Origin of the sequence: Coprococcus sp. HPP0074, from assembly GCF_964238105.1 — a bacterium.
Lineage (GTDB): Bacteria > Bacillota > Clostridia > Lachnospirales > Lachnospiraceae > Faecalimonas > Faecalimonas umbilicata.
Window position 1 is genome coordinate 445,502 of record NZ_CAXSKS010000001.1, and the last position, 12,813, is coordinate 458,314.

At 44.1% G+C, this 12,813-nt stretch carries 10 protein-coding genes and 1 pseudogene; 2 read left to right on the top strand and 9 right to left on the bottom strand.

Translation table 11 applies throughout. The features are described from left to right. The first annotated feature begins 37 nt into the window (after positions 1 to 37). Positions 38 to 928, top strand: coding sequence for a LysR family transcriptional regulator (locus ACESPO_RS02100; protein WP_174704855.1), 891 nt, complete (start codon positions 38 to 40; stop codon positions 926 to 928). A gap of 124 nt (positions 929 to 1,052) precedes the next feature. Here the strand turns inward: ACESPO_RS02100 and ACESPO_RS02105 are convergent, their stop codons facing one another. The 5 genes and pseudogenes from ACESPO_RS02105 to ACESPO_RS02125 form a co-directional block, all read right to left on the bottom strand. Further along, positions 1,053 to 3,401 (bottom strand): ATP-dependent DNA helicase, encoded by a 2,349-nt coding sequence (locus ACESPO_RS02105; RefSeq protein WP_499788384.1) that lies wholly within the window; start codon positions 3,399 to 3,401, stop codon positions 1,053 to 1,055. A gap of 102 nt (positions 3,402 to 3,503) precedes the next feature. Then, positions 3,504 to 3,734 (bottom strand): HPr family phosphocarrier protein, encoded by a 231-nt coding sequence (locus ACESPO_RS02110; RefSeq protein ID WP_008975922.1) that lies wholly within the window; start codon positions 3,732 to 3,734, stop codon positions 3,504 to 3,506. 70 nt (positions 3,735 to 3,804) lie between these two features. Then, positions 3,805 to 4,635: a TIGR03915 family putative DNA repair protein gene (locus ACESPO_RS02115; RefSeq protein ID WP_499788385.1), complete on the bottom strand. Its 831-nt coding sequence runs from the start codon at positions 4,633 to 4,635 to the stop codon at positions 3,805 to 3,807. Then, positions 4,632 to 6,092: pseudogene (locus ACESPO_RS02120) on the bottom strand (putative DNA modification/repair radical SAM protein). Before ACESPO_RS02120 ends, ACESPO_RS02115 begins: the two are co-directional and overlap by 4 nt. A 167-nt stretch (positions 6,093 to 6,259) precedes the next feature. Further along, positions 6,260 to 7,105, bottom strand: a complete 846-nt coding sequence (locus ACESPO_RS02125) for an Mrp/NBP35 family ATP-binding protein (RefSeq protein WP_016440429.1) — start codon at positions 7,103 to 7,105, stop codon at positions 6,260 to 6,262. Between the two features lie 338 nt (positions 7,106 to 7,443). Here ACESPO_RS02125 and ACESPO_RS02130 point away from each other — a divergent pair, with 338 nt between their 5' ends. Further along, entirely contained in the window at positions 7,444 to 8,079 is a 636-nt protein-coding gene (locus ACESPO_RS02130; protein WP_499788386.1) for a DUF6449 domain-containing protein, read from the top strand. Positions 8,080 to 8,082: 3 nt separating this feature from the next. On the opposite strand, the gene ACESPO_RS02135 is transcribed toward ACESPO_RS02130, so the two are convergent. The 4 genes from ACESPO_RS02135 to dnaJ all read right to left on the bottom strand — a co-directional run bounded on the left by ACESPO_RS02135 (position 8,083) and on the right by dnaJ (position 12,780). Further along, positions 8,083 to 8,853 carry a prolipoprotein diacylglyceryl transferase gene (locus ACESPO_RS02135; protein WP_016440426.1) on the bottom strand — a complete coding sequence of 257 codons (771 nt, stop codon included), beginning with the start codon at positions 8,851 to 8,853 and terminating at the stop codon, positions 8,083 to 8,085. A 78-nt stretch (positions 8,854 to 8,931) separates the two neighbouring features. Then, the gene (feoB, locus tag ACESPO_RS02140) at positions 8,932 to 11,046 is read right to left on the bottom strand and encodes a ferrous iron transport protein B (RefSeq protein WP_499788387.1); all 2,115 of its coding nucleotides are present in this window, start codon (positions 11,044 to 11,046) and stop codon (positions 8,932 to 8,934) included. 5 nt (positions 11,047 to 11,051) lie between these two features. Then, entirely contained in the window at positions 11,052 to 11,309 is a 258-nt protein-coding gene (locus tag ACESPO_RS02145; protein ID WP_009261654.1) for a FeoA family protein, read from the bottom strand. A gap of 262 nt (positions 11,310 to 11,571) precedes the next feature. After that, entirely contained in the window at positions 11,572 to 12,780 is a 1,209-nt protein-coding gene (gene dnaJ / locus ACESPO_RS02150; RefSeq protein WP_016440424.1) for a molecular chaperone DnaJ, read from the bottom strand. Positions 12,781 to 12,813: the final 33 nt, after the last annotated feature.

The following is a 12,813-nucleotide window of genomic DNA, read 5'->3' on the forward strand; positions in this document are numbered from 1 at the left end:
TCTTATAAATATAAAATACTTATAAGGAGAACTAATGATGGACATCAATTACGAATTATATAAAGTCTTCTACTATGTAGCAACGACTCTCAGCTTCTCAGAAGCTTCCAAGCAGCTCTTTATCTCCCAGTCGGCAGTGAGCCAGTCGATCAAAGCTTTGGAAAAAAAGCTGGATCAGACCCTTTTCATCCGGAGTACCAAACGAGTCCAGCTCACCCCGGAAGGTGAGATCCTGCTGCGCCATGTAGAACCAGCAATGAATTTGATCAAGCGCGGAGAATCCCAGCTGATGGATTCTGCCACAACCGGAGGACAGATCCGCATCGGCGCCAGTGATACGATCTGCCGCTATTTTCTTGTCCCTTATTTGAAGCGCTTCCACAAGGAATTCCCAAACGCACATATCAAGGTGACCAACCAGACTTCCATCAAATGTGTGGAACTGCTTGAGACCGGACAAGTCGATCTGATCGTGACCAACTATCCGAACAGCTATCTCAGCAGTCTGACTACAGTCAAAAAAATCAAAAACTTTAAAGATGTTTTTATTGCCAATGAATCTTTCAGTGAACTGAAAGGGCGAAAACTCTCCCTGAAAGAACTCCTCCAATACCCGATTCTAATGCTGGACCGCAAAAGTACGACAAGTGAGTTCCTGCACAGCCTGTTCCAGCAACACCAGCTGGATCTTGTACCGGAGATCGAGCTGAGTAGTAATGATCTGTTGATCGACCTTGCAAGCATCGGGCTTGGCATCGCTTTCATCCCGGACTACTGTATTCCGCACAAATCCGACAATCTTTTTATTGTAGAAACTGATGAAGAACTTCCGACAAGACAGCTTGTCATCGCGCACAATCATCACGTGCCTTCTTCCAAGGCAGCGCTGGAATTTCTCAATTACTTTACACCACTGGAAGAAGTCTAAGGCACTGGTCTCTTCCTAAAACCTGAAAGAGCTATTGGTATCGTCTTATATATTTCTGCTCCTCATTTGGATTCCCAATCTACCATCCAAGTGAGGAGTATTTTTTCTTCTTCCCATGCTCTCTTTACATTTCCTGATCCCAAAACTTCATCATACTTTTCTCTGCAGTCTTAAGTGTCCCAATTTCATAATCATCCCACTCTCTTGGGAACACCTCCTGATACTGCCTTTCTAAAAAGCGCTCATCCAACAGCAAAATAACACCTCTGTCCTCTGCCGTCCGTATGACACGCCCGGCTGCCTGCAACACTTTATTCATTCCCGGATAGAGATAGGCGTAAGAAAACCCGTTCTCCCCGTGCCGATCAAAATATTTCTTTAAAATTTCACGTTCATTGCACACTTGCGGAAGCCCTGTTCCAACTAGGAAAGCCCCGATCAGCCGTTCTTCTGTCAGATCAATTCCTTCAGAAAAGATTCCTCCCATCACGCAAAATCCAATCAGGCTTTCGCTCCGGTCTTGATCAAATGCCTGGAGAAATGCCTCTCGCTTCTCTTCATCCATCGACTGTTCCTGGACAATGCAGATGATATCCTCCGTCTGATAACGCTGAAACTTCTCATATACCTCTTCCAGAAAACGATACGACGGAAAAAATGCAATGTAATTTCCTTTCTTCACCTGAAGCGCAGCTGCAATATAGGACGCAAACCGCTCATACATCTGCCCTGTTCGTCTCGTATACTTTGTACTGACATCTGTCCCAACAAACAACTTCCGCCGTTCTTTTTGAAATGGCGATGGTGCATAAATCGCATAGTCTTCCTTTTCCACACTCAAAAGCTTCTTATAATAGCGGATTGGAAGCATCGTTGCAGAAAAAAAGATAGTACTGTTTCCCCTAGATAAATACTCCTGGAGATTCACTGCCGGATTGACACAAAATAATTTTAGAAGAAAACTGTCGTCTGTTTCCAACTCTGTATAAATGACATAGTGCTCATCCAAAATATCATAAATATTTAAGAATGTCCTCACATGAAAATACAACTCCAGTAACTGCTCCCTCACTTCCTCTGCCTCTGTTTCTTCCAAAAAACGCTCCAGTTCCGACATCAAGTTCATGAGGCTGACCGCGATATGGCCCACCGAAGTGTATTCTCGATATGACTCACATTCTCTCTTCAGTACAAGAAACTGTTGATTACATATTTCCAGTTTTCTCGTCAATTTCCGGTCCATTCCCTTCACCAGCCTTTTCGCTGTAAGAAACTCTTCTTTATAAAGGGCGGCGCTGTACATCTCCCTGGCACGTTCCACGAGATTATGCGCCTCGTCAATCAAAAATAAGTAGTCTTCTTTTCCTCCCTCTGAAAAGAATCTTCTTAGATGGGCATTCGGATCAAACACATAATTGTAATCACAGATAACGGCATCTACCCACAGCGCCACATCCAAAGACATCTCAAATGGGCACACTTCATGTTTTCTCGCATATTCCTCTATATTTGATCTGCTCATATCGTCTGTCGCTGTCAGCAGATCAAAAACTGCATCATTTACTCTGTCGTAATGCCCTTTGGCATATGGACACGCTTCCGGATTGCACACCGCCTCTTCGCAGAAACAGATTTTCTCTTTCGCCGTCAACGTGATCACTTTATAGCGCAGCTTCTGCTTTTTCAGTGTCTGAAAGGCCTGCTCCGCTACTGTCCTTGTGATCGTCTTCGCTGTCAGATAAAAAAGCTTATCTCCCACCCCTTCTCCGACTGCTTTCACCGCCGGAAACACCGTCGCCATCGTCTTTCCGATCCCGGTAGGCGCCTGTATGAAAAGTTTCTTTTTCCTTAAAATAGTCCGATACACAGACATCGCAAGTTCCTTCTGCCCTTCCCGGTATGCATATGGAAACTGAATCTGTCGGATGGACTCTCTGGAAACTTTTCTCCACTCAATCTGAAATTTTGCCCACTTTTCATATCTTTTGATCACATCTTCCATCCAGGTTTTCAATTCTTCTATGGAAAACGTCTGCAAAAATCTTTTGATCTCTTCTGTCTCCATCTGACAATATGTCATTTGGATCCGGATCTCTTCCAGATGATTCTGTGATGCATACATATATGCATAACACTTAGCCTGCGCCAGATGCACTGCGACTGGTTCCTCGATATACTTTAACTCTCTGAGAACCCCTTTGATCTCATCAATGACAATCTCATCTTCCCGCTTAATAATTCCATCTGCCCTTCCTTCGAGACAAAGTGTGAATCCTTCGCACAAAACTTCCATTTTCAAAGGTACTTCTGCATGGTAATCCGATCCCATCTGTCTTTGGATCTTTCTGTGGATTCTTGCCCCAAGCTGCATCTGCTCTTTATCCGCTCCTGCCGTCCGCCGCTGATCGATATCTCCCTCTCTTAAAATAAACTCCACAAGATTCCGGACAGAAATCTTTACTGTCTCACTCATCCCTCTCTACCGCCTCTTTCTTATCCATGGACATTTCTATACAGGAATGGCGGCATACTCCTATCGGAATATCCCGCCACCTGTGAACTTTGATGTGATGTATTATGCAACACAAAATCTCTGAAGAACATCTTCAAATGCTGTATCTTTTCCGTAAAAGCGAACCGTCAATACTTGCGTCAAATCAAGGCTTAACACACCGAGAATCGACTTCGCATCTATAATTCTTCTATTATGAAATATATCGATATCAAAATCACATTTTTCTGCTGTTCTTACAAAGTCTCTCACATCTTCATTTGCTGATAATCTAATCTTCCATTTCTGTTCCATTACCAACACCCCTTTCCAATGGATTGTTTGTATAGCACGGAACCCATTATGTCACCATTTTCTCAGAAAGTCAACTAGAAAACTCTCCAAAATTTGGGGAATCCGACCGTTCTTCTTTACTAAACTCCACCAAATTTGTTCGAAAACGAAGCGGAAGATTTTGATTCTGTAATGCGCGGTTCTCCCTCTCTGCAACACTGATGCTCTGGACAAATTCTTTCCACAATGCCTCATAGTCCATCTCTTCTTCTGAAAATCCACCGGCAATATTCTGAGCACTCCCAGAATCTCCCTTCATGCACATATACTGCTGCAAAAAGTAATATCTTTTCCCCTTCTCGTGAATCAGAAACACTTCATGGGTCTTGTCATAAATGACCCAGTTTTCCTGTGGAAAGCGATCTGCAAAGTGTTCTGCAATACACGGAAGTACTGCATGCTTTGGCTCAATTTTTGCAAACAGTGTCTTATTCTTTAATTCCCGAAATCTCACAAAACCTTTGTAATGATGTGCTTCGTTTGCCACCTGCCGGTACATTCCAAAAACAGCTCTGACTGCCTCATTTCCCAAATGTTCCATCAACCGATCTTTCCTAGATAATTTCTTCGCCTCGAGCATTGCACGAAATACCATCTCCGCCTTTCTTCTGTCCGCCGATAACAATGCATAAGAGATTTTCTCATAGACGTCCACCCCAAGATTTTTTTGAATCATGCGGATAACAGCAAGGGCCTTTCTTTTCTCCGCCTTACAGAAAATATATTCGCAGAACAATCGTCTTTCAAAACTATCTCCCACTTCCAGCCCCGCCTCTTCCGCTGTCATTTTTCTCTTCCACACCTCATAGATGCCTGAAAAGATCCCGGTCAGGCTATCTTCACAAACGTAAATAATTCTCATCCTGCCACCTTTTCCTTTAATTCACTCTCATCCAAAACAGCTAAACATCCAAGACTTCCGTCCATCCGATTGATTTCCCGAAAATTTACATCATCAAACAATGATAACTGACGATAATTCATATTTCTGACAGAATCCGGCAAGCTCTCTTTTGTCTGAAGGAGATTTCTTGTAATATAATCCTCTTCTATCCGTACCTGACCAAACATTTTGCCATTACAAGTCAGAAAATATAGCGCTCTTTTTAATACGACTCCCATTTTCTTTAAATCTTCAAAGGAAAGGCTGCCCATTCTCCTTGCTTTTACAATACGCTCCGCTGACTTGTAACCAATCCCCGGCACTCTAAGCAATGTAAAATAATCCGCCCGATTTACCTCTACCGGAAAATACTCTAAATGCTTCAATGCCCAGTTACACTTCGGATCCAATAAAACATTGAAATTCGGTTGCTGTTCATCTAACAATTCTTCCGCCCGAAATCCATAATACCGCAAAAGCCAATCTGCCTGATAAAGACGATGTTCCCTCAAAAGAGGAGGCCCCTGCTCCCCCGCTGCCGGAAGCGCCTTATCTTCATTGACGTGTACAAATGCAGAATAAAATACTCGCTTTAGATCAAACTTCTGGTACAGTGACTCTGCCACACGCATAATCTGAAAATCAGTCTCTGGTGTCGCACCAACGATCATCTGAGTACTCTGTCCTGCCGGCACAAACTTTGGCGCGCTGCGGTATAGCTGAATCTCCTGCCGATTCTCTGACATCCCATTCTGTACTAACCGCATCGGTGTAAGTATATTTTTTCTGGATTTGTGTGGGGCAAGTTGCCTGAGCCCCTCTGCTGTCGGAAGCTCCAAGTTGACACTCATACGATCTGCGAGGAATCCCGCACGGGCAATCAGGCGCTCATCTGCTCCGGGAATTGCCTTCACATGAATATATCCTTGAAAGTGGAATTCATTTCGCAATTTTCAAAGTGTGGTCACAATCTGCTCCATCGTCTCGTTGGGACTTTTCCAAATTCCAGAACTCAAAAACAATCCTTCAATATAATTTCTCCGGTAAAACTCCATCGTCAGCCGGCATACCTCCTCCGGGGTAAAGGAAGTCCTTTCTACATCATTGGATGCACGATTGATACAGTATTTGCAGTCATAGATACACTCATTTGTAAAAAGAATCTTCAGAAGTGAGATACATCTCCCATCCGCAGAAAAACTGTGACAGATCCCTGCTTTTTCGCAGCTCCCGAGTCCGTTTCCATCACCCCTCCGACTCGTTCCGCTAGATGTGCATGCCACATCATACTTCGCCGCATCCGACAGAATCCTCAGCTTCTCATATAGTGACTTCTGCCCACCAAAGAGTGCCGGAACTGTCCCAAAAGTTCTTCCTATCGGCTGTGTGGTCATACTCCTTTGTATCTCTGATTTTCCTAGTATCTGTCCCTGCATCTGACTCTTCCTCTCCCTTCTTTTTCAAACATTTGTTCGGAACATCTGTTTGTTTTATCTTATCACAAGGAACATATGTTTGCAATACTTGTTTTGTTTTTTTGCACAAAGAAACTGCGCAGCCTTTCTTTGTCGAAAAGCGGCGCAGCTTCCTATGTAACTGTTCCTTATGAAATTAATACTTCTGCAGCATCTTTCAGATAATCATTTGTCACTTCATAGAATTTTTCTTCTTCTACGATAGATGCCAGCTTCGGATCTAATGGCATTTTCCCTAATACCTTTACTCCAAGTTCTTCTGCGGTCTCTTCCACATGGCTTTCTCCAAAAACCGGAATTTTCTTCCCGCAATCCGGACATTCCAGATAACTATAATTCTCTACGATTCCAAGTACCGGCACATCCATCTGCTTCGCCATGTAGTAGGCTTTCTTTACGATCATCTGCACAAGATCCTGCGGAGATGTAACAATAATAACTCCATCTACCGGAAGGGACTGGAATACCGTCAGCGGCACGTCACCTGTTCCCGGAGGCATATCTACAAAGAGATAATCCAAATCTCCCCATAATACTTCATTCCAGAACTGTGTCACAACACCTGCGATGATCGGACCTCTCCAGATCACCGGTGTATCCTCACTGTCTAACAAAAGATTGACTGACATGATTCTCGTCTCATCTTTCGCAATACACGGAAACATTCCCAGTTCATTTCCCACCGCATGCTCATGGATTCCATACATCTTTGGAATCGACGGTCCTGTAATATCTGCATCAAGAATTCCGACAGAGTATCCCTGTTCGCGCATCATACGGGCAAGCGAAGCTGTCACCATCGACTTTCCGACACCGCCTTTTCCACTTACGACACCGATTACTTTTTTTACATGGGTATACTCATTTGGAGCTACCTTCATGCTCTCCTTCTGTTTGCTTGGACAGCTGTCTGCATGTGCACAGCTGGAACAGCTTTCCGGAGAACATGAACCATTATTTTGTTCTTCTGCCATCTCTACTTCTCTCCTTACTCTATCTCCGCAAAGTCCGCCACAAAAATGGCTTCCCATTGCTTCGCTATTACTCTTTTTATTGTAGCACTTTCTCCTCGCATTTATCAACAGGTTTTTCCTATAACGCATGAAACAGCATGTTTTTTCGCTTATAATTGCTACTTTTTGTTTTATTTTCATATTTTTATTGACACTTTGTCATTCTGATGGTATATTTTGTATAATTTTATTTGTAATATTTTTGTAATATTTTTGTCACATTTTATTTTTCTATTCTGCGGCTTTGCCTTGTGTCCGGAGACGAAATCGCTTTTGATACAACTACAGGAGGAATAGTTATGATTCATATTTCCCATCTCACAAAAACATTTTGCTCGGCATCTGCTCTGTCCAACGTCAATCTGGAAATCTATACGTCGGACAAATACAAAAAAGGAATGTTTCCTCTTCTGTCAGGTATCGGACATACTGCCAAAAGAAATCTCATCTGGTCCGATGGTATTTCTCATTATGTATTGGATCTTAACACAGAAGAAAAGGAAGAGCTCCTTTCCATCTATTCTGAGGAAATGATATCGCTCTCCCTTTCTACTTTGCAAACAGAATTTCCCTGTGGCTCTCTAACGCTTGCTTACCCTCGCACAGACACCGGGGATGGTGGTCTGATCTACCCTTCCTTTCACCGGACGATCAACTACCTGAAGGCCCACCAGATCCCTGTCCAAAATACAATTGAAAACTATATGCTGGTCAGCGCAGAACGTTTCCGCATTTTAGAAAATGGCTACCGCGCAAGCGAAGCTCTCTACGAGTCTGAGGAAGACCTTACAAAACTGGCTTCACAGCTTGTCGTCCGTGATTTTGCCGTCAACCCTCTCCTCTATCCGGTAAATCCGTCCTGCGAAATTCTTCTGAAGACGAAGGATCCCTCCTCCGGTTCCATTCTGGAAGCAGACTGTGCACTGAGAAAATAATTACTACGCTTCTTGTTTTTCTTCTCCTTGTCTCTTTCTGCGGCAGAACACAAACATAAAGATTCCTGCGGCCAGCGTAAAGATAGAAATAAACTGTGATGTAGACATTACGCTGATCGTTCCTCTCGGGTCATTTCGCAACATCTCGATTAGGAATCTTCCGACACTGTAAAAGATCAGATACATCGCTGTGACAACTCCTTTGTGTTTCACACGCTTTGCCAAAAAGATCAAGATAAAAAAGTGTGCAAAATCAGCTACACTGGAAATCAACTGTGTTGGAATCAGTGCAACTTCATTTGGTGCAAACGGAGAATTGTGGAACGTAATTCCGTACCATGCATTTGTCTCACGCCCATAACAGCATCCTGCAAGGAAGCATCCGATTCTTCCAAATCCCTGTGCAAATGCGATGGACGGAACTGCAAGATCAAAGTAAGCCAAAATGTCTATCTTCTTTATCTTTGCATAAATGTATGCTCCCAAAATCCCTCCGATGATCCCGCCATATACAACAAATCCTTCGGATACATTCAGCAGCAGCGATGGATCTTTGATGATCTCCTTGATCTCTGTCAGATAAAACAACAGCTTTGCCCCGAGAATTCCCGCCAGCAATCCCCAGGCTCCCATATAGAAAATCGCATCCGGGTCTAATCCGTAATTTTTCGCTCTCTTCTGTGCCACAACAAAGGTCAGGATCACACCGAGGGCAATCATCAGCCCATAGCTGTACACTGTGACCGGACCTGCTTCAAATAAAATGTATTTCATTTTCTTTCCCTTTCTGATTATTCTTTTTGTATTTTGCGCCCGCGCGCCTCTGACTGCTATTATATAGCTTCTTTCTATTTACCGCAATACAAAATTCGTGATCTGTGCAAACAGCGCGCAGCAGAGTATCCCTGCAAAGGTAGGAATCAGTATGGCCGCCAACGTCCACTTTTTGCTTTTCGTTTCTTTGTAAATAGTAAGGCAGGTGGTAGCACACGGCCAGTGCATCAGAGAGAACAAAATCACGCTGCATGCCGTCAGCTGTGTCCATCCATTTCTATATAAAACCTGTGAAATTGCATGGAGATCTGTAAATTCCGTGAGATTTCCAAGAGACAGATACCCCATAAAGATTAACGGCAGTACAATCTCATTTGCTGGAAATCCCAACAAAAACGCAAGCAGGATTACGCCATCCATCCCCATGAAACGTCCAAGCGGATCAAGGAAACCGGCACAATGCATCAGAATGGTCTGCTCACCAACTGCAATATTTGCCGCACACCAGATCAAAAGTCCAGCCGGAGCAGCAGCGATGATTGCCCTTCCTAAAACAAACAAGGTCCGGTCCAGCACGGAACGGATGATCACTTTTCCGATCTGTGGTCTGCGATACGGAGGAAGCTCCAACAGAAACGTCGAAGGTTCCCCTTTTAAGATCGTCCCCGATAAGATTTTCGATACAAGAAATGTCATCCCGATACCAAGAGTGATCACACCTGTCAGAAGCAATGCCAGCTTCCAATCGGAAACTGTCTGATTTCCCGCAAAGAAAATCGTAAGTATCACAAGAATGGTTGGAAACTTCCCATTACAAGGAACAAAACAGTTAGTCAGCATTGCGATCAACCTCTCTCTTCTGGAAGAAATAATCTTACATCCAGAAACTCCTACTGCATTGCATCCAAATCCCATGCACATCGTCAACGCTTGTTTGCCACAGGCATGACAGCAATGAAAACATTTGTCAAGGTTAAATGCTACTCTCGGCAGATATCCCAGATCTTCCAAAATCGTAAACATCGGAAAGAAAATCGCCATCGGAGGCAGCATGACAGAAACAACCCACGCGGTCACGCGGTATACCCCGAAAAGCAGTGGTTCATAGATAGCCGCCGGCAGCTTTCCTCTCTGACACCATTCTAGCAAATGTCCCTCAATCGCACCAAAGAAATTGCTCAGCACTTCCGACGGGTAATTAGCCCCTTTGATCGTCAGCCAAAAGATCACTAAAAGCAGTAAAATCATAACTGGAAATCCCATCAGCTTACTTGTTAAGATCTGATCTGCCATTCGTCCCTTTTTCTTTCCAGTGTCCTCCTTAGTGCTCACCACTTTTTCTGCAATCTCCTCTGCGCTTCTGACAAACGCTTCTGCCATCTGTTCTCTTGTATCCTCCAGACGCTGCCCTGTTTCTTTCACCCGATTTTCTGCCTGCATTCCTGCTTTTTTCAGTTGCATTGCTTCTGAAAATTCTAGATTCAGACAATCCATAATTGCCTGACATAGTCCTGGATCCTGATCCATGAGCCGCGCCGCTACCCATCGTTCCTTTAAGCACCCTTTTGTCACTTCTCTTACAACCGGAAGCAGATGGAAGATCTCCTGCTCGATCACTTCCGGATACTCAATCTGCCCAAACGCTTGTTTTCTTGACATGATCGCTTCTTTTATGTCTTTTTCCCCTGTTCCTTCCGCAAATTTCCCCAGTACCTCAAAAAGTTGTTCCATCCCCCTTCCACTTCTCGCCGTCATCCCAATCACAGGAATCTGCAGCATGCTTTCCAATGCCTCAAAGTCAATGGAAATTCCTTTTTTCTCCGCCTCATCCATCAAATTGATACATAAAATCACTCGATCTGCTGCTTCCATCACCTGCAGCACAAAATTGAGGTTCCGTTCCAGACACGTTCCATCGCAGACAACAATCACAGCATCCGGAAACTGAAAACAAATATAATCTCTTGCCGCCTCTTCCTCCGGGGAACGTGCCATCAAAGAATAGCATCCCGGAACATCTACAAATGTATACAGCACTCCGTCCCGCTCGCAATAGCCTTTGGCATTGCTCACCGTCTTACCGGTCCAGTTCCCTGTGTGCTGATGCATCCCTGTCAGTGCATTAAACAATGTACTTTTTCCCACATTCGGATTCCCTGCCAGTGCGATTGTCATTTCTCTTCGCTTTGCCATCTGCCTTACACACCCTTCTCTGAAATTCTTTCTGGACATATTTCGATCTGCTCCGCATCGCTGTTTCGGATCGCAACGACTGCGCCTCGGATTTCATAAGCCTTCGGATCACCAAAAGGTCCTTTTCCCACACAGGTCACCTTCGTTCCGCAGATCAGACCAATGTCCTGGAAACGCCTCTTCATCTCCGGCTCGGATAAAATTTTACGGACTTCCCCTGTCTGATTTTGTTCTAGTTCATTTAACAAAAATCTTTCACACATTTTTCTGCCCCTTTCCCGGAATTTTTCTGCCTTTTCCAGCGCATGGGAAAACTTTTCACCACTCAATGATGCAGATACCTTCCGCTATGCTTACTATATGAAAAGGGACAATTTCTATATTCCTCCCATTCGGATCCCGACTGTCTCTTACAGAAAATCATGACTGGCACAAAACACTTTCCCAGACAGACAAATAGGACAGTCCAAAGAGTTTCATCTCTCTGTCTGTCCTATTTTTGTTACTTTTTCTGAAACCAGATACTTATTTATCCGACTGTTCTTCAAAAGATTCTTTCAACTTATCCATAAATCCTTTTTTCTTCGGTTTTGCCTTTTTCTCAGATTTTTCCATAGTTCCATCTTCCTGATGTAAGGAATTTCCAGTTAGTTCATCAAATCTTCTAAGCGCTTCTTTTGCCTCTGCACTTAATTTCTCCGGTGTCTGGATCACAAGTGTGACATAATGGTCTCCTCGCACTTGTTTGTTGCGGAGAGACGGAACACCTTTCCCTCTTAAGCGCACTTTTGTATCTGTCTTTGTTCCCGGTTTTACGTTGTAGATCACATCGCCATCCACAGTGCTGATGCGCACATCTCCACCGAGCGCAGCCTGTGCAAATGTAATCGGAGCTGTTGAGAAAATATTCATATCCTGACGTGTAAAAATTGGATGTCTGGATACTGTTACCTCTACGAGCAGATCTCCTCTCGGACCGCCATTCGTTCCCGGTTCTCCTTTATCACGGATGCGGATACTCTGTCCGTTGTCAATTCCTGCCGGAATCGATACTTGAATTTTCTTCCGGTTTGATACGTATCCAGTTCCCGCACAGTCCGGACATTTCTCTCTTATGATCTTACCGGTTCCGCCACAGTCCGGACAAGTCTGGACGTTCTGAACTGTACCGAAAAATGACTGGGAAGTATATACCACCTGACCTTTTCCGCCACATTTGGAACAAGTCTCCGGACTGGTTCCCGGCTTTGCACCAGTTCCATTACACTTCGGACACGGATCTTTGATCACAAGATCTAACTCTTTTTCACATCCTCTGATTGCCTCTTCAAATGTGATCCGAACTCCTTTGCGGATATTCATACCTTTCATCGGTCCATTGCCTGCACGTCCGCCTCTGCGGCCGCCGCCAAACAGATCTCCAAAAATATCTCCAAAAATATCCCCGAAATCCGCACCATTAAAATCAAAGCCGCCAAATCCGCCGGCTCCTCCACCGCCATTTTCAAATGCCGCATGTCCAAACTGGTCATATTTGCGCCGTTTCTCAGCATCACTAAGTACTGCATATGCCTCAGAAGCCTCTTTGAATTTTTTCTCGGCCTCCGCATCTCCCGGGTTCATATCCGGATGATATTTTTTTGCAAGTGCACGGTAAGCTTTCTTTAATGCCGCATCATCTGCATTTTTATCTACTCCGAGCACCTCATAATAATCTCTTTTTGTTTCAGCCATTGTTCTTCTACCTTTCATTTCATAAGGAAATTC